Origin of the sequence: Glacieibacterium sp., from assembly GCF_965200405.1 — a bacterium.
GTDB lineage: Bacteria > Pseudomonadota > Alphaproteobacteria > Sphingomonadales > Sphingomonadaceae > Glacieibacterium.
On sequence record NZ_OZ241356.1, the window covers coordinates 363,873 to 386,616 of the forward strand.

Below are 22,744 nucleotides of genomic sequence, written 5' to 3' on the forward strand. Positions count from 1 at the left end.
CGCCTTAGAAGCCGGCGCCGAACGTCAGCCCGATGGTGCGGGGCCGAATCACGCCGGTGCCGGTCGCGCCGCGCGGGAAGAAGCTTTCGACGACGCTGGTCTTGCCCGCCACGTTGCCGAGATTCTTGGCATAGGCCCCGATTGAGAAGCGCCCGAACTCGACGCCGGCGCGCAGGTCGGCCACCGCATAGGCCGGCAGGTTAGACCGGCCGCCATAGGCCGCCGTGTATGCCGGGCTGAACAGTCCGGCCTGGTCGCCGAGATAGCGCAGCGAGGCGCCGACATAAGCGGTAGCGTTCGTGCCGACCGACCAGTCATAGTCGCCGTTCACCGACACCGACACCTTGGGCGAGAACGGCAGCCGGTCGCCCTTGCGCCCGCCGACGATCGGGTCGGTGTTCTCGGTCAGCTTGGCGTCGGTGTAGGCGCCGTTGATCGTCACCGCGAAGCCACGGGTCGGTCGCACCGTCGCGGTGAACTCGACACCGTCGCTGGTCGCCTTGCCGCCATTGGCGTTGACGCCGTACGCGCCGACCTGTGCCAGCAGCTGGATGTCGTCCCAGTCGATGTGGAACGCCGAAATGTCGATGCCAAAGCTGCGATCCGCGGTCTCCGCCTTCAGTCCGAGTTCGTAGTTGATCACGCTGTCGGACTTGTAGGTCTGTACCTCCGGGGGCGCGGTCGGCGGCACGATATTGGGTCCGCCGGGCCGGAAGCCCTTGGCGAAGCGGGCGTAGATCGACCCGGTGTCGCTGAACTTGAACTTCGGCGCCGCCGACCAGGTGAACACCTGCTCCTTGGAGGACGAGCTCAACTCCGCCGGTGCGAGCAGGCCGACGCCGTCCTGGTGCGCATTCTGGTTATTGCCGCTGTAGCGACCGCCCACCGTCAGGTCGAAGCGTGGCCCGAAGTGCAGCGTGCCATTGGCAAAGCCGGCAAACTCCTCGTAGCGCGAGGTCAACGCGCCGTCGAACAGCTGCGGCAGCCCGGCAAATGTGGTGAACGTGCCTGGATTATAGGCCTCGACTTGCTGGATGATCGCCGCCTTCTCGTGGTTGTAGTAGCCGCCGATCATCCATTCGAAGGTGTCGCTTTGCGGTGAGGCGAGCCTGAGTTCCTGGGTGAAGCGCTTGTTGTTGGTGTGCTGCGGCTCGGCCAGGTCGGCCGCGGGGCCGGTCGCATCGGTGTACAACCCGAGCAGGGAGCCGAAATATACCGTCAGGTCGTCGCGCAGCGACTCCTTAAGGGTGCTGTAGCTGGTCGAGGAGGTCAGCGTCGCGAAGCCCAGGTCGACGTCTAACGTACCGTTATAAAGGCGATAGGCGACGTCGGTGTACTCGGGGACGAAGCGCGACTGGACGTTGCGCGTGATAGTGCGCAGGGTCCGCGGATCGCTTTCGACAACCGCGGAGGCATTCGAGTCCAGGTTTTGTACGATCGCGGTAAGGCGCAGCGAGACGGCGGTCGACGGCTTGAACAGCGCCGAGACGCGGCCGCCATAGCTTTTGCTGTCATTGATATTCTTGGCGATGTCGGAGCCGCCGAGACCTGTCGAGTCGATGAAACCGCCAAACTTCCTATAGAAACCGGAGGCACGCACCGCTAGGTTCGAGGTCAGCGGCACGTTGACCAGCGCCGAGCCCATGTACGACAGGTCGCCGCCTTCGACAGTCTCGACGCTGGCGCGACTGCGCGATTCGATCCGGTCGAAGTCCGGCGCGTTGGTGACGAACTTGACCACGCCGCTCAGCGAGCTGGCACCGTACAGCGTCCCCTGTGGACCGCGCAGCACTTCGACCCGCGCCATGTCGAACGTGTCCAGCTCGCCCGCGAGGATGGCGCCGTTCGCCAGCCCCGACGAAGATCCGAACGGCGTTTCATCGACATAGGTTGAGACCGTGGCGGCGGTGCCGCCTGTGTTGACGCCCCGCAGGATGAGGCGCGCCTCGCCGGGATTGCTTTGCGAGATCTGCAAGCCCGGAACCAGCTTGGCATAGTCTTGGAAGCTGAATGCCTGCTGACGCTCCAGCGTCTCACCGCGCACGACGGAAATCGACTGCGGCACGTCGATCAGCGCCTCGGCACGCTTTTGCGCGGTGACGACGATGTCGCTCGATTGGTAATCACCAGCGTCGGTGTTGGCGGCGGCAATCTGCGTGTTCGATGCGACCTGTGCCGCGACCGGGCTATTGACGAGCAATGCGCCGATTACGCTCGAAACCGACAAACCCAGCCGAACCGCATTCATCGAGACGCTCCCAATCGAAATAATCATGATTACGCATCATTTGTCCCAATCAGAGAACAGTCAATCCGATTTAGCAACTCCCGTCTTTTCTTCGAAGCGCTGTGTCATCAAGAGCATGATTCCGGCCAGCGCGGCGATCGCAGCGAGGATCACGAAGAAACCGCCGTGCGTCGTGCCGGTCCATAGCGTGCCGACGACCCCCGCCGCGAGACTGCCGGCGAAGGTCGCCAGAAACCAGGCGGCGACGGTGGTGGCGCCGTGGCCACGCGGGGCCAGCCGGGCGAACATCCCCAGGCCGGTCGGCAGGATGTGCAACTCGCCGAACGTCAGCACGACGAAGAACAGCACCAGCCACAGCCAATGCGCCGGGCCACCGATCGCCTCGACCGCGGCGAGCATCAGATAGGCGCCGGCGACGATCGCCGCACCCAGTGCCATGCGCCGTGCCGGCCGCTCCGGCACTCCCGCCAGCGCGCGTCGCCGCCACCAGATCAGCAGTGGTGGCGTCATCACCATGACCAGCAGTGGATTGAGCGACTGGAACCAGGTCATCGGGATGACCGCGCTGCCGACGCGGCGGTCGACGCCGACATCGGCCCACAGCGCCAGCGTGTTGCCGACCTGTTCATAGGCACCGCGAAACACCGTCACCGACAGCCCGATTGCCAGCAACACCAGCACGACGTTGCGTGCGAACTTCGCCCGCGGCTCTTGGGCCGTTGCGACCGGCTCTGCCGCCGCCTGCGAAGGCAGGTAACGCTGCCCCCAAATGTAGATCGCCAGTCCGCCGAGCATGCCGATACCGGCTGCGCCGAAACCGTAGTGCCAGCCGAAGACCTCGCCGAGCGTCCCGCAGATCAGCGGCGCCAGGAACCCGCCGATGTTCACGCCGACGTAATAGACGTTGTACGCCGAGCCGGCGCGCGTATCGCCGGGCCGGTATAGGTCGCCGATCTGGCTGGGCAGGCTGGGCAGGAACAGGCCGTTGCCAATCGCGATGGTGACCAGCGCAGGATAGAAGAGCGCCTCCGACGCCATCATGAAATGGCCGGCCGCCATGATCGAGCCGCCGATCAGGATGGCGTTCCGCTTGCCCAGGAACCGGTCCGCGATGACGCCACCGACGATCGGCGTGAAATAGGCGCAGGCGGTATAGGCGCCATAGACCAGCGAGGCGCTGCCCTGGCTCATCAACAGCTGCTTGGTCATGTAGTAAACCAGCAGCGCGCGCATGCCGTAGTAGGAGAACTGCTCCCACATGTTGGTCAGGAACAGGATGGTCAGTCCGCGCGGATGACCGAACCAGCTCGGCTCCTCCGCGGTGGTCATGCGGCGGCTCGACCGGACCCCCAGACCTCGGGACCGACGTCGAGCAGACCGTCGGCGTAGACCGCGCTCGGGACATGGTCCTCGACCAAAAAGGTCGGGCCATCGAGATCGACGAGGTCCGCCACCTGCCCGAGGATGAAGCCAGGCGCCGTCGCCAGGCTCGTGCCGATCATCGTGCCGACCATGACGCCAAGCCCGAGCCGCCGGGCCTCGGCCGCCATCAGCAGGCCCTCGGTCAGGCCGCCGCACTTGTCGAGCTTAATATTGACGACGTCGAAGCGGCCCTTTGCGTCCGCCAAGTCGACCAGCGACAACAGGCTCTCGTCGCCCGCGATCGGGATCGGCGAGCTGAAGCCCTGGAGTTCGGCGTCATGGCCCCGGGCGAGCGGCTGCTCCAGCAACGAGATATCGTACTGACGCAGCCCGGCGATCAGGCGTTCCAGATCGGCGCGGACAAAGCCCTGGTTGCCGTCGACGCCCAGCCAGACTTCGGGGCGCGCTGCACGGATCGCGGCGACACGCTCGAGGTCGAGATCGACGTCGCCGGTCAGCTTTATCTTGAGCGACTTTGCGCCGACATAGCTGGTAGCCTTGGCTGCCATCACCTCGGGAGTATCGGCGCTCACGGTGAAGGTCGTGACCAGCGGCCGCGTTCCTTCGAGCCCGGCAAGGGCCCAGACCGGCTGGCCCGAACGTGCTGACTCCAGCTCCCACAGCGCGGCATCGACGGCGTTGCGTGCGCCACCGGGCGGCATGACGTGGCGCAGCTCCTCCCGCGTCGGCCCGGCCTCGATTGCTGACCGCGCTGTCTCGATCGCCGCGCGCATGTTGGCGAAATCGTCGCCGAGATAATAGGCGCCTGCCGCCTCACCGCGGCCCCGATGCGAGCCGTCGTCGAGCGTCACTACCAGCACGTCGGCGGAGTCGAAGACATAGCCCGAGATGCGGAATGGCTGCGCCAGCCGAAGCGTCCGGGTGACGACTTCGATCGAGAGGCGCGACATCAGTAATCCACCGTCATGGCTAGCAGGCTGTAGGTCGAGGCGACGTAGAGCACGATCAGCGTCGCGAGCAGGACCAGCACGCTCCACAGCTTGCGGGTCCAGCGCCGCCCGTCGCGCCAGGTCAGCCAGGCGTTCCAAGCGGCGATGCCCACCGCCCCGACGAAGATGACCGCGCCGGCGATCTGGAGCAGCCACAGCCACAGGCTGGCACTGGCGTTGAGATTGCTGACATCGGCGAACAGCACCGACAACAGGGTCGCCCATCCGACGAGGACACCCAGCACCAGCAGCGCCATGATCCGAGTTGCGCGATAGGCTTTGAGCGCAGCGCCGGTGACCGCGATCCGGGCACCGTAGTTGCGCCGGATCAGCCAGCCGACCGGCCAGTAGAGGAAGGTCAGCAGCAGGATGCCAAGGCTCGCGTACATCGCCGGCATCAGCCAGCCGGCGGAGCGCGCCGCGGGCACGCGGTCATAGACCATGAACGGCGAGATCATGTCGAAGCTCCAGCGCACCGGCTTGCCGTCGACAAGCTTGGCCGCCAGCCGGTCGTGGCCGTTGCGGTCGCGCCAGACGAAGGGCGCGATCTCGTCCCAATGCTGGACCGCACCGCCGGGCCCCTTTAGCGACGGGATGACCAGCTCGCCCTTGTCGTCGACGCTGATATTGACCTGGCCGACCAGGTTGAGAATGTTGATGAAGTTGGTCACCGATCGGCGACTGACTTCCCAATGGCCGACCATCGCCTTGGCGTGCTCGCGAGCGGTGGCGGCATCGACACGGCCGTCGCGGATGGTCGAGGGGAAGTAACGGTCGGCGAAATCCTGGAACAGCTGGGCCCGGACGACGTGTGCGGCGCCCTCACGCCCGGCGCTGTTGAAGGAAACGTAGAACCCGACCCCGTCCTTCATGAACAGATGCAGCGAGGTGTGGAAATTATTGGTGTCGCCAAGGTGCGCGATGACCTCGCGGCCGTTGATGTTGGTCTCGAAAAAGCCGAGCTCCATGCGGTTGAGCGGCGGGATCAGCGACATCGGATCGACCCGGTCGAGCGGGCTGTCGTGCATGATAGCCGCAGTCTCGGGCTTCAGGATGCCGCGCCCCTGCTGGAGATGCGAGATCATGAAGCGCGCCATGTCGAGGCCCGAGGCGGACAGCGAGCCGGCCGGGGCCGGCCCGACGAACTCGAAGCCCAGGGGCGGTTGCGAGGCACGCTCATAACCAACCGCCATATCGGCTTGCAGCGCCTTGGGCAGCGGCTGCCGGAAGCTGGAGTTCTTCATGCCTAGCGGCGCGAAGATGCGCTGCTCGACGTAATCGTCGAAGGGCATGCCCGAGACGCGCTGCACCATGTACCCCGCCAGCGCCGTCGCCCAGTTGGAATAGTCGGGCGTCGTGCCGGCATCGAAGATCCGCGTCGGCACCCAGGTCTTGAGATACGCCTCCAGCGACATGTTGATCTTGGGGTCGTAGAAAATGATGTTCTTGAGAACCTCTTCGAAGCCGCCGGTATGCGTCATGATCTGGCGCAGGGTCACCGGCTTGCCGTTGCGCGGCGGTATCTTGAAGTCGAGATACCTGTTCACGTCGGTGTCGAGGTCGAGCTTGCCGGCCTCGACCTGCTGCATCACCGCGGTCCAGGTGACGAGCTTCGAGGTCGAGCCTGGGCGGAACAGGGTGCGTGCTGGGTCGACCGGGCGGCGCTTGGCGACATCGGCATAGCCATAGCCGCGCGCTGCGATGACCTGGCCGTCCTTGACCACAGTCACCACCGCCCCGGCGATGTCGCCGTTGTGCAGCGCGTACGGCAGGTAGCCGTCGAGCCAGGCGCCGACATCAGTGCTGTTGAGCTCGTGACTGCCCGCCGGCACAGGCGTCGGCGGCGCGGCAAGGACGGGTGTCGGGGTGACCACGGCGGTCGGCGTGACCGGCACCTGTGCCAGCACCGCGCTGCCGAACAGGGCGGCTGCTAGGACGATCAATCTTCCTACGCGCATCGACGTCACTCCTTGGGCATTGCCGAAGCGCCCAATCACCTATAAACAAGATGAAAGGTTCGGATTAAGACATAGTGATCCGGATCGGAGAATTGGTCAACACGGCCTGAAAGGAATTTCGTGGCGACAGTTCCGCCTACCTTGGGTGCGCTGCTCCGCGGCCTGAGATCGCGTGAGGGGCTGACCCTCAAGGAGATGAGCGCCAAGAGCGGCATCCCGGTCTCGACCCTATCCAAGATCGAGCATGACCGGCTCACCCTCACCTACGACAAGCTACAATCGCTGGCGCAGCGCCTGGGCCTGCGGCTGTCGGAACTGTTTTCCGAGACAGAGGACGGCCCGGTCCAGCCGGTCACGGCGCGGCGCAGCCTTGGCGACATGGCGCGCTCGGTTCGCGTCGAGACGCCGAACTACGACTATTACTATCTGTGCACCGAACTGCGGCGGAAACGGATGATCCCGGTCATCACCAAGATCCGCGCTCGTTCTGCCGAGCAGTTCGGCGCGCTCGTCCGCCACAGTGGCGAGGAATTCCTGTACGTGCTGAGCGGCAAGGTCGTCGTCCAGACCGAGTTCTACGATCCGGTGACGCTGGAGCCGGGCCAGGCGCTGTACATCGACTCGAGCATGGGCCACGCCTATCTCGCGGCGCAAGACTGCGAAGAAGCGGAAGTGCTGGCGGTGATGTCCAGTGCAGAGGAGGAATTGATGGAATCCCTGCTGACGCTTCACGAGGAACGACGCCACGGCGGCGAAGCGGTGAACGAGAACACGCCGCCGTCGCTCGGCCAGCGCCGCACGGGGCGCAGCCGTTGACGCGCTCCGTCTTCGCCCTGCTGGCGGCGTCGCTGCTGCTGACGTCGGCCGCCGCCACCGCCGCGCCTGCCGCGTCGACCGACTACGCCGCTCGCGTCGCGCGGGTCCTCAAGGCGACGCCGCTCATCGACGGGCATAACGACTGGCCGGAAGCGCTGCGGGAGCGTGAAGGCGAGGCGCGCTGGACCGTCGACCTGAACGACCTGTCGGCCAGCAAGATACGCTACAACACCGACATCGCCCGCCTGCGCAAGAGCATGGTCGGCGGCCAGTTCTGGTCGGTCTGGGTCTCCGCAGACCTACCGGGCAAGGAGCAGGTCGAGCAGACGCTGGAGCAGATCGACCTCGTCCATTCGATCGCGGCGCGCTATCCCAACGACTTCGCCATCGCCCGCACCGCCGACGATGTAGAGCGCGCCCACAAAGCCGGGCGCATCGCCTCGATGATCGGCGTAGAGGGTGGCGGCCAGATCGACGGCAGCCTGTCGGTGCTGCGCAGCTATGCGGCACTCGGCGCGGGATATCTGACGCTGACCCACTCGCGGACCATCGACTGGGCCGATTCCGCCACCGACGATCCCAAGCACGACGGCCTGACCGACTTCGGGCGCAAAGTGGTGCTCGAGCTCAACCGGCTCGGCATGCTGGTCGATCTTAGCCATGTCAGCGAGGGCACGATGCGCGCCGCGCTGGCGGTGACCAAGGCGCCGGTGATCTTCTCGCACTCAGGCGCGCGTGCGATCAACGACCACCCTCGTAACGTCTCCGACGACGTGTTGAAGTTGGTGCGCCAGAACGGCGGCGTCGTCATGGTCGATTATGCTCCGGTCTATGTCTCGGACGCGTATCGCCGCTGGTCGGCGGACCAGTCGGCGGAGAAGACCCGGCTTAACGCGCCACCGTTCGGCGGGCTCGACATCGGCCAGCCGGTCAAGGCGGCGGCGGACTTCGACGCCTGGCTCAAGGCCCATCCCGCGCCGCCGGTCACCCTGTCCCAGGTCGCCGACCATATCGAGCATATCGTCAAGGTTGCCGGCATCGAGACCGTCGGCCTGGGCTCCGACTTCGACGGCGTCGGCGAAGCGCTGCCGGCGGGGCTGGGGGACGTCACGACCTACCCTGCCCTGCTTGCAGAACTGATGCGTCGCGGTTGGAGCGACGCCGACATCGCCAAACTAGCCGGTGGCAACGTCCTGCGGGTGATGCGCGGCGCCGAGCGAGTGCAGGCGGCGATGAAGCGCTAGGCGGAGGCCAGCCGCTCAGCGTCGGCTATCGTCGGCGCCAAGGCGGCTCGATTGCACCTCGTTCATTACTTTGAAGTTTCTAATCGGTCTCCCGACATTCGTTGTTGCGTCGTCCTGTATACGCTATACATACGCCGTTGCTGATGCCCATGAGAGGCACAGCAAGGGGGGAATTGATCATGTTCGGTGATGCAATGCGCGTACGTGGGGCCATCATGCCCGCGAGCGGCGCGTATACAGTAGACGGCGCCTGCACCGCGGCGCGTTATTATAAACTCAAGCTCCTGCGCTCGATCGCTTTTATCGCCATCAGCGCCACCGCCGGAACGGCGCTTGCGCAATCGACGCCGGTCTCTCCAGCCGCCGACGCCGCGCTGCCCGGCACGCCTGCCAACGTCCAGAGCAAGGCCGGCGAGACCAATCCCCTGCCATCGCGCGATACCACGGCCGAGGGCGATGGCCCCGCCAACGAAATCGTCGTGACCGGCAGTAGTATCCGCGGCGTCGCACCAACCGGCTCCAACCTGATCAGCATCGGGCGCGATACCATCCAGGCGACCGCCCCGGCCAACACCAAGGAATTGCTGGCCTCGATCCCGCAGCTCGGCAATTTCGGCGCCAACGCCGAGCAATCGACGCCGAGCCGCTTCCGGACCAGCGGCTTCCAGCCGAACATCCACAATCTCGGCACGTTCGCGACACTGACGCTGTTCAACGGCCACCGGTTTGCGCCGGTCGGCGGCGAGGCGGTGTTCCCGGACCCTTCGATCATCCCGGTCATCGCGGTCCAGCGCGTCGAGGTCATCGCCGACGGTGCCTCCTCGGTCTATGGCTCGGACGCAGTCGCCGGCGTGGTCAACTTCATCTACCGCCGCAATGTCGAGGGCATCGAAGCCTCCGCAACCTACGGCTTCAACGGATCGCGCTACCAGAAGCGCGACGCCTCGATCATCGGCGGCCACTCCTGGGGCTCCGGCAGCATCATGGCGGCCTATGAGTATTCGGACAACAAATCGCCGCTGAACACCGAGATCGAAACGCTGGCGCTCGGTGGCGACCAGCGTTCCCGCGGCGGCCGCGACCTGCGCCAGAACACCTGCCTCGATCCCAATGTGACGGTCGGCGGCAAGACCTACGCCTATCCAACCTATACCGTCGGGCGTAATCTTTGCGGCGTCCTCAACGAACAGCAGGTCATCCCCGATGGTGGCCGTCATGCCGCGCTGGTGACCGTCCGCCAGACCTTGAACGACACGATCGAGCTTTGGTCCGAATTCAATTATTCGAGCTACAAGACGACGCGGACCGGTGGGCGCCAGGCGCTCAACCTGACGATCCCCAACACCAACCCGTTCTTCCGGCTGCCGCCCGGCGTCACGGCGAAGAGCATCGCCGTCACCCGCAGCGGCCTGGGCCTGTTTCCGGGTGCGGTGTCGGACCAGACTTCGAAAGTCTGGGGCATCACCGCGGGCGCCGACATCAAGCTGGGCAGCGACTGGGTCGCCAACATCCTGACCCATGTCTCCAAGACCAACGACTACAACAAGGACCCAGAGCTCGACCTGCTGGCGGCGCAGCGTCTCGCCAATGGCACCACGCCAGCCACTGCGCTCAATCCGTTCGGCCAGGCTGCCGACAACAACCCGGCGGTGCTGGCGCAGATCAACAACGACTATGCGCAGATCAACAAGACCAGCCAACGGCTGCGCGAGTTGCAGGTCAAGGCCGACGGTCCGATCGTCACGATCCCCGGTGGCGAGATCCGCGCATCGGTCGGCCTCGACGTTCGCACCGAGCAAGCGGTACAGCTCCAGACCGCCGGCTCGCCGAACGCCACCTTGCTGGTCGTTCGCGACGACGACATCAGCCGCTCGGTGTCGTCGGCCTTTACCGAGGTCAACATCCCGCTGTTCGGCGAAGAGAACGCGTTGCCGGGCCTGCAGCGCCTCGTCGTGTCGCTGTCGGGCCGATACGATTATTATGAGAAGCTCCATGGCGTCTTCAACCCGAAGTACGGCATCGTGTGGTCGCCGATCCGCGGAATCTCGGCGCACGGCTCCTATGGCACGTCGTTTGCGGCCCCGAACATCGGCCTGACCACCAGCACGTTCACCGTGCCACGTCCCAATTCGGCGCTCAACCTGACCGACGTGACCACCGGCACCTTCCTGGGCACGCTGAACGTCCTCAATCCCGGCGGCGGCAATCCCGACCTGACACCCGAGGAGGCGACCACCTGGTCGGCGGGCGTCGACCTGGCACCAGGGTTCGTACCCGGCCTGCGGATGTCCGCGACCTATTACAACGTCGAATACCGTAACACGGTGAACTCGATCACCACCGCGCAGGTGCTGACGATCCCGGGCTTCGTCGGCTTCAGGACGCTCAATCCGACGCCGCAGCAGATCGCCGACCTGCTCGCACGCTTCCCACCGCAGGCGCCGATCACGACCGGGTTCGACGCGATCATCTATCTCAACGCCCAGAACATCGGCATCCGCAAGATCGCCGGCCTCGACATCGACGCATCCTATGCGTTCAACACGTCCTTCGGCGCCTTCACGCTGGGCGCCAACGCCAACCGCCAGCTCAAGTACGAGCAGCAGGTGGTGACCGGCACGCCGTTCACGTCGCGCCTCGGCACGTCGGACGCGGTCAAGTGGAAGGGCCGCTTCTCGTTAGGCTGGAACCTCGAGCCGGTGAATGTCTCGGTCTTCGTCAATCACACTGGCGGTTTCACCAACACCACGATCACGCCGAACCAGAGCGTAAAGTCGTTCACGACGATCGACCTGTCGGTCAGCTTCACGCTCGACCGGCTGATCCAGGGCGCTTCGATACAGTTCCGCGGCGCCAACGTCTTCGACAAGAACCCACCGTTCTACAATGCCGCGAACGGCTATTTCCCCAACCTGGCATCGCCGTTCGGCCGGCAGGTCGAGGCGACGCTGCGGATCAAGATCTGATCGACCACGGTCGGCCCCGGCCTGCTTTCGGGCAGGCTGGGGTTACCCCGGGACAGTAACGACATTAGCGCGGAGCTATCGATGCTCCGGCTAGAATGCGCGGCTGCGTTGGTTGCGTCAGAAACAAAAAGTTACAAATAAGTCGTAAACGACAGTTGAACTGTCCCGAAACTGCAAGAACAGGCGGCTAGCGAGCCTTGAACGCCGGGCACTCTGCACCGGCGACAAGGGTCGCAACATGACAATTTCCTCCTGGGCAGCTTCGCTCGCCGTACTCTCCATCGCATTGGCAACTCAGGTCCAGGCAGCTGCTGCCGCCGACGACGTCGTAGCAGCCGCTGCTGCGGACGAGGGGCTGACCGAGATTGTCGTCACCGCGACCAAGCGCGAGACCAATCTCCAGGCGACGCCGATCTCGATCTCGGTACTCAGCTCCGCGTCGATGGCCGATCGTCACGTCCAGAGCCTGATCGACCTCGGCGACGGCGCGATCCCCGGCCTGCGCGTCACCACCTTCGAGGCACGCACCTCGGCATTGACCATCGGCATCCGCGGCATCGTCCCGCTCGACGCCAATCAACCCGCACGTGAGCAGGGCGTTGGCGTCTACGTCGACGGCGTCTACCTCGGCCGCCAGCACGGCCTCAATGCCGCGCTGATGGATGTCGAGCGCATCGAGGTGCTCAAGGGACCGCAGGGCACCCTGTTCGGCCGCAACACCGAGGGCGGCGCCCTGAGCATCGTGACGCGCCAGCCGAGCGGCAAGTTCGGCTTCCGCGCCACCGCCGGCGTCGGTAACTTCGGCTCGTACAATGTCGCGGCGCATATCGACCTGCCCGAGTGGCACAACTTCAGCTTCAAGGTCGACGGCGTCGTGCAATACCGCGGCCCGACCGTGAAGAACCCGCTGCCCGGTGCCACCGGCTTCAACTATTACGATCGTCGCGGCGTCAAGGCGACGTTGCGCTGGCAGCCGAGCGACAAGTTCACCGCCGACTATGCCTATGACAACGGCTATGACGCGAACTCGCCGTTCTATAGCCAGCTGGTCGACTATAACCCGCAGAACCGGCCGGTCGCTGCGGTCGGCGCTCCGGTCCGGGCCGGCGAGATCGCGCCGCTGCCGCCGATCGTCAAGGACGGCACCAAGCGCATGTCGGTTGCCGATATCGGCGTGCCGCAGCAGCCCAGCATCGACAAGACCTTCGGCCACTCGCTACACCTGAAATACGCCGCCGGCGAGAACATCGAGCTGCGGTCGATCACCGCCTATCGCGAAGTCAGCGTCGACCAGTACGACAACGCCGGCGGCGCCCACCGCGTGCCGGTCTTCGCGCCGAACAGCAACTTCAGCCGCTACAGCCTTGCTGGCCTGTGGCAGCACCAGTTCAGCCAGGAGCTGCAGGCCGTCGGTAGCCTGAACAACATCGAATACGTCGCCGGCCTGTTCTACTTCAACGAGCGCGCCGAGGACGATGCCTCGACGCCGAGCACCAACCGCTGGAACGCCAACGGCACCGCCTACACGATCAACGACCCGACCCCGACGATCCGCGGCTTCCGCTCCATCGACCGCGCCAGCGTCGCCTATGCCAAGAGCTACGCGGCCTACGGACAGGCGACCTGGACGCCGTCGCTGCTCGACGAGGCGCTGCACCTGACGGTCGGCGGGCGTTACACCCGCGACGACAAGAACGGCCGGCTGTTCACGATCAACAACGTTGCGACCAACCTGACCTTCGCCGAGAAGACCAGCCGCTTCGATCCGCTGGTAACGCTGGCTTTCGAAGCGACGCCCGACGTCAACCTGTATGCGAAGTTCGCGACCGGCTACCGCGCCGGTGGTGCCAGCTCGCGCTCGCTGACCTATCGCTCGTTCGGGCCGGAGAAGGTCAAGTCCTATGAGGTCGGCGCCAAGACCGAGTTGTTCGATCGCCACCTGCGCCTCAACGCCGCCGCCTACATCATGGACCGTACCGGCAGCCAGATCGACTTCAGCCTGGTGACGGTGACCGGTGCCTCGACGCGCAACACGCTGGAGACGATCAACGCACCCGGCACCACCAAGATCAGGGGCATCGAGCTCGAAGCGACGCTGAGCGTCACCGAGGGCCTGACGCTGAACGGTGCGTACGCCTATACGCACACCAAGATCCCGCCGACCGCCAACCCGTTCTCCGGCGTCGTCCAGCCGGTGTTCATCGTCTTCACGCCGCGCAACGCCGCCAGCATCGGCACCGACTACTCGCTGCCGATCGGCAACATCACGGGCAAGCTGCACCTCGATGCCAACTATGCCCAGGCGACGCAGAGCTTCGACCAGTTCGCGCTCAAGGCGCAGTCGTCGTTCATTGTCAACGGGCGCGTCTCGGTCGCCGATATCGCGGTCGGCGGCAGCAACCTGACGCTCTCGGTGTGGACGCGCAACATGCTAGACGAGCAGCACATCTATCGCCGCGATCCGTCGAACAATGCGACACTCGGCGACTATGCCAACTTCAACGAACCGCGGACCTTCGGCGTCGAAGCCTCGGTAAAGTTCTAGGCGGCTGACGACGCTCGGCGGCTAGTAATAGTCGTTGAGCGTCAGGGTCGCACGGCGACTGTCGAGCAATTCGAGCCGATAAATCGTTCCGACCGGCGCGGTGCCAAGGCCTTTGCAGGTCGACAAAAAATGCGCGTCGATCGCCTGGCCGTCGACGGCGACGATGACGTCGCCGTCAACGATACAAAGACGCTCGGCCGGGCTGTTGCGAGCCACATGGATGACCTGGAGCCCGCCGCCGCCGGCGACGACGTTGAGCCCCGAGCGGTCGCGCGGGAATGCCGCGTTCCCGGCGCGCGCCCGCAAGGTTGCCCAGCGTTCGCCAAAGCGCAGCCGCATGTCGAAGCGCGACAGCAGCGGCAGGCCGAGCACAATCGGGGCGTACAGGTTCCAACGCTCCGGCACCGCGAACGGGATGTCGTGAAACACCCGCCCGGCAAAGCTCAGCGACGCCAGCCGACCGGTGGTGTGGACAGACGGCCCTTCGATGCCGATCGTCACGGAGGTCGAAGTACGGTCCGCGTCGGCAAGGCCGTGTCGAGTGGCGAAGTCGCTGCTGATGTACAGTGGCAGCATGCTGCCCAGGTCGATGGCAGCAAGGCCGGTCGCGCCGGCGGCCTGTACTTTGGTCGCGAACAGGCCGTCGTCCATCTGCTGCAAGGCCAGCGTAGACCCACCATGGAGCCCGTCGCCGCCGATCCGGAAGCGGCCATTCTCGAAATCGAGATCGATCTCGTGCCGCAGGAACATGTCTTGGCCGAGAATCAGGTCGAATGGGGTGCGGATCGCTCCCGACATCGCTGCCAGGTCGAGCACGATGGCGATGATCGGCGGGAGTTCGGTCGGACCGACGCTGATCCTGATCGGCGCGGTCCGGTCGCAGTAGAGGTCGGCGGTCAGGCCCGCCAGCCGCGCCCTGCCCTGTGGCGCAAGGCCGAGCCGTCCGGCAAGCGTCCGGCTGATGACCGTGCGTGTCGCGCCGGTATCGAGCAGCGCATCGAGCAGCAGATTGTCGACGCGGACCTGGACGACGACGGGACCGTCGCTGCCACCGCGCATCGGCTGCCATTGGTTCTGCGCCGCCGGCTTCTGGGGGGAGAAGCCGGCGCGCATCGCGCCCAGGGAATAGCCTCCGTTGATCGAGAAGCGGCTCCCCAGGTTGGCGATCTGGGTCACTCCGCGGCTTCGAGCCAGGCGGCCTCGGAGTTTTCGCGTGCCGGGCGGGCGACTGCGACGGGCAGCGGTCGGTCGGCGCGCAAGGTCTTGTAAAGGCCGCTCGCGCCATCGAGGCCGAGGACGACGCCGGCGTGGATGTCGACGAACCAGCCATGCAGGGTCAACTCACCCCGGGCCAGCGCGCTGGCGACCGAGGGGTGCGTCCGCAGATGGTCGATCTGCGCGGTGATGTTCTCCATCGCCAGCGAGCGGACCCGTTCGCCGCCGCACTGGTGCGGGTAATTTTCGTCGACGACCTGCCTTGCGGCGTTGGAGTGCCGCAGCCACGCCGCGACGTTGGGCATCCGCGCCAGCTGGTCGTCCATATCGAGCGCCTTCATCGCGCCGCAGTCCGAATGGCCGCAGACGATGATGTCGCGGACGCCCAGGCCCATGACCGCATATTCGACCGTCGAGGAGACGCCGCCGTTCGCCTGGGCATAGGGCGGCACGATGTTGCCTGCGTTGCGGCAGACGAACAGGTCGCCGGGCTCAGCCTGCATGATGTGCTCGGGCACGACGCGGGAGTCGGCGCAGGAGATCATCAGTGCCTTGGGCGACTGGCCGTCATGCGCCAGGCGGCTGTAGAGCTCGGCCTGGTTGGGAAAGACGTGCTGTTCGAAGCTGAAGACGCGGCTGAGAATATCGTTCATCTCGATGCTCCTTGCTGATTGGGGCAGTGGCCTCGGCGTCGCTCAGGACGACGGTGGCGCGACTGCGGTTGAAATCGACTGCTGGTAGTTGGCGACCGCCTTGAGCAACCCGGCCACCTCGGCGGCGACGAGGCCGCTCGTGTAATCGACGCCCGAGCTCTCCTTGAATTTGAAGGTGAAATTGCCCGGATCGCCGACGCGGTAGGTCGCAGCGATTGCCTTCAGGTCGGCCTCGTTGATGGCGAAACCAACGTACTTGGTGCGGGTGCAACTCGGGACGTACTGGTCGTTGCTGGTACAATCCTGGATGCCGTGGCGTGCATCGGTCAGTTCGACCTGGCGCAGGCCGGCCGGGGCCAGATACTGCGCCGACGAATACTCGCGCTGGTCGCCGGGGTAGTGGATGATCTGCTGGACTTCGTAGCTGACGACGCCCGATGCCTTGTCGACCACGGCCTTGAGATAGGCGCGATCCTTGAGCTGCCCCGGCCGCTTCTTGCCTTTGGTCGGTGCATATTGCGTCGACAGCACCGCCTTGGACTCCAGCGCATCGTCCTCGACGACCGTCGCGGCGGCGATCGTCTCGGGGGTCATGCCGAGCGTCTTCTTGTGAAAGCCGGCACCGGTGTTGGCGACGGCGACCGTGGACATCAGCAATGCCATGCCGGTGAAGAGGATTGGACGGTACATCTTGGATCCTATCGAACAGAGTCGGCGGATTACGACGGGTCGGCGCTTGCGAGTTCTGTCGACGACGCAGCCTTGAGGCCGGCGGTCGACTTGTAGTGGTCCACCGCCTGGACAAGCCCGACGACCTCGGCGGTCACCAGCTTGTTGGTGTGATGCTCGCCGGCGACGTCCTTGAACCGGAACGCGAAATTTCCATGATTTCCGGGCGCGTAAGTGGCGGCCATGTCACGGATGTCCTGTTCGGCGACTTCGAACGACATCTTCCTGAACACCACGCAGCTGCGCCCACCTTCGAAATGATCGCAGCTATTGTTGTGGATGTCGGAGACGACCGGCGTTGCAGTGCGCAAACCCTTCGGCGTCAAATAGTTGACCTGGACGTAATTGCGGTCGCCGTGCTGATGACGAAGCACCTGCTGGACTTCGTAACGGATTACGCCGGTCCGCTTGTCGACCACGGCGCGCAGGTGCGCATCGTTCCAGACGACCTTGGCCAGCCCCTTGCCATTGCGGAAGGCAGGCTCGGTCGACAGGGTAGCGACGAACTCCAGCGGGTCCTCATCGACGGAGACCGCCTGTCGAAAGTCCTGGGGGGTCATGGCCAGCAGCTGCTTCGGCTTCTCGACTTCGACCGCCACCGCACTTGTTCCGAGCAGTAGCAGCGCCACGCCAGTCAGGGCTGATTTGAAGATCATGTCGGTTCCTTGTTGCTTGCCGGCCAGAGGCTCAGCGGCTCTCGGCGACCTTGACGGAGCAGTCCGCACCGGCGGTCGCTGGAACGCGAAAACCGTATTTGCCATTGAAACCGGCGATGGTCTCAGGCTTGGCGCAGGCGGCGGTCGTCAACGTCACGCAGCTGTTGGCGCGCTCGATGGCGGCCGGCCAGCCGCCCTTGCCGGGAGGCGGCGCGTTGATCTGCTGCGGGACGCAATTGGCTGCATCGGGAACGCTGGTCTCGGCAGCATTCGCTGCTGCGCCAGCCAATACTACCGAGACGCCGGCAATCGCGATCTTAAGCAAGTTCATTGTCTATCTCCACCTGTCATGGCTTTCGCCTCTCACAGACCGGAATTTAGGAAGACAAACTTGCTGCTCCATCGCAACAATGTGACAAAATGTTTCTATCGGGTCCGTAACGAGAATGCGTTATTGTTCGCTTCATTGGGACGTGATCATGTGTGACGAACTGTTGCTGCCAACCATCAGCCGAGACCTTAAATTCGCTGGGCCAGTCACACTCCATTGACCATCCAGCAACCGGACACTACCTCGCGATACAGATGATGTTCTCAACTTTGCCCCGCCTGCCGATCTGATGGTCGCTCCTGTCATCCTCCTGGTCGAGGACGATCCGGCCCTCCGGACCCTCGCGACGCGCGCCCTTCAGGAGAATGGTTTTTCGGTTCGGCCGGCGTCCTCCGCCCCCGAGATGTGGCTCAGCTTCGAGTCCTCGCAGATCGACCTTGTCTTGCTCGACATCATGCTGCCCGGCACCAGCGGGATCGACCTGTGCCGGTCGATTCGTCAGCGCAGCGATGTACCGATCATCTTCATGAGCGCGCGCACCAGCGAGACCGATCGGGTCGTCGGGCTCGAGCTCGGTGCCGACGATTACCTTGCCAAGCCGTTCGGCATCCGCGAACTGGTGGCACGCGTCCGCGCCGTCCTGCGCCGCGGCAACCTCGATCGCCAGCAGGCCGATCGCGGCCGCGGCATCGTCACCTTCGACGGCTGGACGCTGAACCTGCCGCGACGCGAGCTCCTGTCCCCGACACAGGCCGTCGTCGACCTGACCGGCGCGGAATTCGACTTGCTCAACACCCTGCTCGCCCATGCGCAACGGGTGATCGCGCGCGAGCGCCTGATCGAACTGTCGCGCGCCCGCCTCGGCGACGCATCGGATCGCAGCATCGACGTGCTGGTCAGCCGCCTGCGCCGCAAGCTGTCTATCGAGGGCCGCAATGCGCCGATCGTCACCGTGCGCGGCGTCGGCTACATGCTCAACGTCGAGGCTGTCCGCAGTTGATCGTGACGCCGGGTGCGATGCGGCGGTTGCGGCCGCCGCTCGGCCTGCTTGGGCGTATCCTCGGCGTCCTGCTGCTGACGGTCGTCATCGAGTTCGCAGCCAGCACGCTGCTCTATGAGCGCGCCAGCCAGTTCATGGTCCGCGAGGACGAAGCCCGCCGGCTTGCCGAACATCTGGTAATCGCGCGCAAGCTGGTCTCGGAGCAGCCGTGGCAGGCTCGACCGGCGACCGCGAAGCTGGTTTCGACAAATCGCTACGACGTACAATGGGGCCCGTCGCGCGGCACGCTGCCGCCCATGGCGCCCTCGATGGCGAGCATGCGCAACCAGATCATTGCCTGGGAGCCGAGCCTTAAGGAATCCGGCCTCAATCTGCGGCTGGCGTCGCTGGGGCATCGCCGCGTCGTCGCAGGAGAGATGCAACTGTCCGACGGCAGTTGGCTGCGCTTCACGACAGCCGAGGTCATCGAAGGCTGGAGCTTGGCGCTCGGTCGCATCTTCCTTGCGCTGGTCCCGGCGATCGCCCTGATGCTGGTCGGCGGCCTGCTGGTCAGCAACCTGCTCAAACCGCTGCGAATGCTGGCGGATGCCGCGGCGAAGATCGGCCGGGCCCAGGTCCCCGACCTGCCAGAGGCCGGCTCGCGCGAGGTTCGCCGCGTCATTCGCGCCTTCAACGAGATGCAGGCGCGTATCCATGGGCTGATCGCCGACCACACCCAGGCGCTGGCGGCGGTGGGCCATGATGTCCGCACGCCGCTGGCCCGGATGCAGTTGCGCACCGACGAGATCGACAGCGTTCAGCTGCGCCAGGCCTTCGAGGACGACATCACCGAGATCGAGGCGATGGTCGCATCGCTGCTTGCCTATCTGGGTGGTGAGAGCGAGCCGGAGCGACCGGTCAGGGCCGATGTCGCCGTGTTGATGGCGACGCTCGTCGATGACGTCACCGATCGTGGCAGGCAAGCTATCTACCAAGGACCGGATCACTGCGAGATCACCATCCGGCCGCTCGGCCTGAAGCGCGCGCTGACCAACCTCGTCGAGAACGCGCTGCACTATGGCGGCGACCTGGTGCTGTCGGTTACCGTCGACCGCGACCATGTCTGTCTGGCGGTCGAGGACGATGGACCGGGTATTCCCGCCGCCGATCTCGACAAGGTGCTCCTGCCCTTCATCCGGCTCGATTCAGCTCGCGGCCGGAGCACGCTGGGCCTGGGCCTTGGGTTGGCGATCGTGGTTCGCGCCGTCGAGATCGAGGGCGGCGAGCTTCGCCTGTCCAACCGCCCGACCGGCGGCCTCAGCGCCCAGATCAGGCTGCACCGCAACTAGACCTCGTTTACGGGGCGCAACAATTCGTCACGAGAATGCGGCGCCGCAGCAAAGCTCGAAACATATCTAAAGGCTGCCATCCAGGCGTCTTTGGTTGATCGAGGGGTTCGCAGTGCGTCAGCAAGCAATGTCACTAAGGGATTTGATCCCGATAAAGTCGGGGACGTTCGCGGGTGACTTCACTGCCTCTATCGTCGTCTTCCTCGTCGCGATGCCGCTGTGCATGGGCATCGCCATCGCGTCCGGCGTGCCGCCCGAAAAGGGCATCATCACCGGGATCATCGGCGGCATCGTCGTCGGCATGCTCGCCGGCTCGCCGCTGCAGGTCAGCGGTCCCGCGGCCGGCCTGGCGGTCATCGTCTTCGAGATCGTGCGCGACATGGGGCTGGGCGCCCTTGGCCCGATCCTCGTCCTCGCCGGCCTGATCCAGGTCGTCGCCGGCATACTCAAGCTCGGCGGCTGGTTCCGCGCGATCTCGCCGGCGGTCGTCCACGGCATGCTGGCCGGCATCGGCGTGCTGATCGTCGTCGGCCAGTTCCACGTCCTGTTCGACGCCAAGCCGATGGCCAGCGGGCTGCAGAACCTGGCGGCGATGCCCGGCCGCCTGTTCGGCCTGTCGCCGGCCACCTTCGCGGGTGCCGAGATGGCGCTGGTGATCGGCCTGGTAACCATCGGCATCATGCTGGCCTGGGAGAAGCTCCGCCCGCTGAAGCTGCGGCTCGTGCCCGGCGCGCTGGTCGGCATCGTCGCTGCGACGGCGATCTCGTACTTCGTCGGTCTCGACATCGCCCGCGTCGCGGTCCCGGCCTCGATCTTCGCCGGCATCGATGCGCCGGGTGCCGATTATCTGACGCGATTGTTCAACCCGTCGGTGTTCGGCGTCGCCATCGCCATCGCCTTCATCGCCAGCGCCGAGACCCTGTTGTCGGCCGCCGCAGTCGACCGCATGCACGAGGGCCCGCGCACCGATTACAACAAGGAGCTTCGCGCCCAGGGTGCCGGCAATCTGCTGTGCGGCTTGGCCGGCGCGCTGCCGATGACCGGCGTCATCGTCCGCAGCTCGGCCAATGTCCAGGCCGGTGCGATGACGCGGCTGTCGGCGATCCTGCACGGCGTCTGGATCCTGGGTTTCGTCGTGCTGCTGCCCTGGTTGCTGCGCGAAATCCCGATGGCAGCGCTCGGCGGCATCCTGGTGGTCACCGGCTGGCGGCTGGTCAGCCTCTCCCATGTCCGCCACCTGTTCCACCAGCACGGCGTCCTGCCCGCGGTGATCTGGGGCGCCACGCTGATCGTCGTCGTCGCCGAGGACCTCCTGACCGGCGTCCTCGTCGGGCTGGCGCTGTCATGCCTGGAACTGGTGCCGCACATCCGGCGCCTGCGCCTCAAGGTCGAGCACGGCGCCGGCGACGACCAGTCCGCACTCAGCCTCGGCGGCGTCGCCTCCTTCGTGTCGCTGCCTAAATTGTCGGCGGCGCTCGATGCGGTTCCTGCCGGACCGGCACGGCTCGATGTCAGCAACCTGCACGGCCTCGACCATACATGTGCCGAGATGCTGACCGACTGGCTGCAGCGCAAGCGCGCCTCGGGTTCGCCGGTGGTGGTGACCGGCGGATCGCTCAAGATGCAGCGACTGATGGCCGCCTGACGAACTGGCCGGGCTGCCGATCGGCAGCCCGGCCGCAGCGGCCTAGAACGCCGCGGACAGCGAGAACACGACGCGCCCGCTGGAGATCGACGAACCGTTCTTGGTCGACGAGAAGTTCGGCAGCAGATACGCCGACTCCGACCGGCTGATGTCGGTATCGACATAGGAAATACCGAGCGTCACCGGGCTGAACACCAGGTCGGCGCCAACCGAGTAGTCCCAGTACTTGCCGGTCGGAGCCACGCTGGTGCCGTTCGGACCAAGGCCCGGATTACCGTCCGAATAGCCGATATGCGCCTTCAACGTCACGGGCGTGTTGGGAATGCCGCCGCTCGCATCGCCCCACAGATACAGGTTATCCTGGCTCTGCCCGCGGCTTTGCGGCGTGTTCGAGAAGTTGCCGAGCGCTTGCTGCTTCGGCGCATAGGCAACGCCAGCGAGCAGGCCGACCGGACCGATGGTACCGCTCAGCTTGGCATAGGGCTCGGCGAAGTCGGTGTCATCGGCGCCGCCCGGATACATGTACCACGTCAGGCCGACGTCGAGCGTACCGCCACCCACCGGCAGCTTGTAGCCGCCGTACAGGTCGAGTTCGGTGTTGCTGCCGCCGAACGTACCCCAGCCGGCGAGGCTCGATGCCCAGGTTCCGGCGTACAGGCCGCTGGAGTGGGCGACGGAGATACCGCCCTGCACTGCAAATTCCTTGTCGCTCTGCGAAACGCCGCGGAAGCGATAGTCGGAGACGATGCCGACGCCGCCGGTGATGGTGAAGGCCTTGGGTGGTTCGGTCTGTGCGCTTAATGGTGCCGCGGCCCCAAGTCCTGCGAGCAGCCAGATCAAACGAGTTCGCATGAGACATCCTTCGTGATGAGACTACATCATGTCCGACCACGCGGCGGGACGCTGCAGTGCAGCACAAGCAGGACGGTTTTCACAAACCGATTATCGGTCGCTGTGACCTTGTTCGTGACGGATCGAAGTCATCTGTTACCGCATTATCACGGTTCGTATCTTAGCATTTCGTGATTGTGTCGAAGT

General features: G+C 65.2%; 17 protein-coding genes. 7 read left to right on the plus strand and 10 right to left on the minus strand.

The window, feature by feature from the left end; genetic code table 11:
• Positions 1–4: 4 nt before the first annotated feature.
• The 4 genes from ACOFKW_RS01695 to ACOFKW_RS01710 all read right to left on the minus strand — a co-directional run bounded on the left by ACOFKW_RS01695 (position 5) and on the right by ACOFKW_RS01710 (position 6,578).
• Complete coding sequence (locus ACOFKW_RS01695) at positions 5–2,200, minus strand: TonB-dependent receptor (RefSeq protein WP_419815623.1); 2,196 nt, start codon at positions 2,198–2,200, stop codon at positions 5–7.
• Between the two features lie 108 nt (positions 2,201–2,308).
• Positions 2,309–3,577, minus strand: coding sequence for a peptide MFS transporter (locus ACOFKW_RS01700; protein ID WP_419815624.1), 1,269 nt, complete (start codon positions 3,575–3,577; stop codon positions 2,309–2,311).
• A complete protein-coding gene (locus ACOFKW_RS01705) occupies positions 3,574–4,581 on the minus strand; it encodes a dipeptide epimerase (protein WP_419815625.1) in 1,008 nt (335 codons plus the stop codon). Before ACOFKW_RS01705 ends, ACOFKW_RS01700 begins: the two co-directional genes overlap by 4 nt.
• Complete coding sequence (locus tag ACOFKW_RS01710; protein ID WP_419815626.1) at positions 4,581–6,578, minus strand: serine hydrolase; 1,998 nt, start codon at positions 6,576–6,578, stop codon at positions 4,581–4,583. Before ACOFKW_RS01710 ends, ACOFKW_RS01705 begins: the two co-directional genes overlap by 1 nt.
• A gap of 120 nt (positions 6,579–6,698) precedes the next feature.
• On the opposite strand from ACOFKW_RS01710, the gene ACOFKW_RS01715 reads away from it, so the two are divergent.
• The 4 genes from ACOFKW_RS01715 (at position 6,699) to ACOFKW_RS01730 (ending at position 14,149) form a co-directional block, all read left to right on the plus strand.
• Positions 6,699–7,394, plus strand: coding sequence for a helix-turn-helix domain-containing protein (locus ACOFKW_RS01715; RefSeq protein ID WP_419815627.1), 696 nt, complete (start codon positions 6,699–6,701; stop codon positions 7,392–7,394).
• On the plus strand, positions 7,391–8,638 hold the full coding sequence (locus ACOFKW_RS01720; RefSeq protein ID WP_419815628.1) for a dipeptidase: 1,248 nt from the start codon (positions 7,391–7,393) through the stop codon (positions 8,636–8,638). The genes ACOFKW_RS01715 and ACOFKW_RS01720 overlap by 4 nt, the downstream gene beginning before the upstream one ends.
• Positions 8,639–8,832: 194 nt before the next feature.
• Entirely contained in the window at positions 8,833–11,604 is a 2,772-nt protein-coding gene (locus ACOFKW_RS01725; protein WP_419815629.1) for a TonB-dependent receptor domain-containing protein, read from the plus strand.
• Positions 11,605–11,842: 238 nt separating this feature from the next.
• Positions 11,843–14,149 carry a TonB-dependent receptor gene (locus ACOFKW_RS01730; RefSeq protein ID WP_419815630.1) on the plus strand — a complete coding sequence of 769 codons (2,307 nt, stop codon included), beginning with the start codon at positions 11,843–11,845 and terminating at the stop codon, positions 14,147–14,149.
• A 21-nt stretch (positions 14,150–14,170) separates the two neighbouring features.
• On the opposite strand, the gene ACOFKW_RS01735 is transcribed toward ACOFKW_RS01730, so the two are convergent.
• From ACOFKW_RS01735 to ACOFKW_RS01755, 5 genes are read right to left on the minus strand one after another with little or no spacing between them, the layout of a single operon-like run.
• Positions 14,171–15,325 carry an aspartyl protease family protein gene (locus ACOFKW_RS01735; protein WP_419815631.1) on the minus strand — a complete coding sequence of 385 codons (1,155 nt, stop codon included), beginning with the start codon at positions 15,323–15,325 and terminating at the stop codon, positions 14,171–14,173.
• Complete coding sequence (locus tag ACOFKW_RS01740) at positions 15,322–16,017, minus strand: carbonic anhydrase (protein WP_419815632.1); 696 nt, start codon at positions 16,015–16,017, stop codon at positions 15,322–15,324. The genes ACOFKW_RS01735 and ACOFKW_RS01740 overlap by 4 nt, the downstream gene beginning before the upstream one ends.
• Before the next feature lie 42 nt (positions 16,018–16,059).
• A complete protein-coding gene (locus tag ACOFKW_RS01745) occupies positions 16,060–16,707 on the minus strand; it encodes a hypothetical protein (protein ID WP_419815633.1) in 648 nt (215 codons plus the stop codon).
• A 29-nt stretch (positions 16,708–16,736) separates the two neighbouring features.
• Positions 16,737–17,402 (minus strand): hypothetical protein, encoded by a 666-nt coding sequence (locus ACOFKW_RS01750; RefSeq protein WP_419815634.1) that lies wholly within the window; start codon positions 17,400–17,402, stop codon positions 16,737–16,739.
• Positions 17,403–17,433: 31 nt separating this feature from the next.
• Positions 17,434–17,733, minus strand: coding sequence for a hypothetical protein (locus ACOFKW_RS01755; protein ID WP_419815635.1), 300 nt, complete (start codon positions 17,731–17,733; stop codon positions 17,434–17,436).
• Between the two features lie 289 nt (positions 17,734–18,022).
• On the opposite strand from ACOFKW_RS01755, the gene ACOFKW_RS01760 reads away from it, so the two are divergent.
• The 3 genes from ACOFKW_RS01760 to ACOFKW_RS01770 all read left to right on the plus strand — a co-directional run bounded on the left by ACOFKW_RS01760 (position 18,023) and on the right by ACOFKW_RS01770 (position 21,706).
• Positions 18,023–18,733 (plus strand): response regulator transcription factor, encoded by a 711-nt coding sequence (locus ACOFKW_RS01760; protein WP_419815636.1) that lies wholly within the window; start codon positions 18,023–18,025, stop codon positions 18,731–18,733.
• A 2-nt stretch (positions 18,734–18,735) separates the two neighbouring features.
• On the plus strand, positions 18,736–20,061 hold the full coding sequence (locus tag ACOFKW_RS01765) for an ATP-binding protein (RefSeq protein WP_419816998.1): 1,326 nt from the start codon (positions 18,736–18,738) through the stop codon (positions 20,059–20,061).
• 127 nt (positions 20,062–20,188) lie between these two features.
• Complete coding sequence (locus ACOFKW_RS01770) at positions 20,189–21,706, plus strand: SulP family inorganic anion transporter (RefSeq protein WP_419815637.1); 1,518 nt, start codon at positions 20,189–20,191, stop codon at positions 21,704–21,706.
• 42 nt (positions 21,707–21,748) lie between these two features.
• Here the strand turns inward: ACOFKW_RS01770 and ACOFKW_RS01775 are convergent, their stop codons facing one another.
• Positions 21,749–22,558 (minus strand): TorF family putative porin, encoded by an 810-nt coding sequence (locus ACOFKW_RS01775; protein WP_419815638.1) that lies wholly within the window; start codon positions 22,556–22,558, stop codon positions 21,749–21,751.
• Positions 22,559–22,744: the final 186 nt, after the last annotated feature.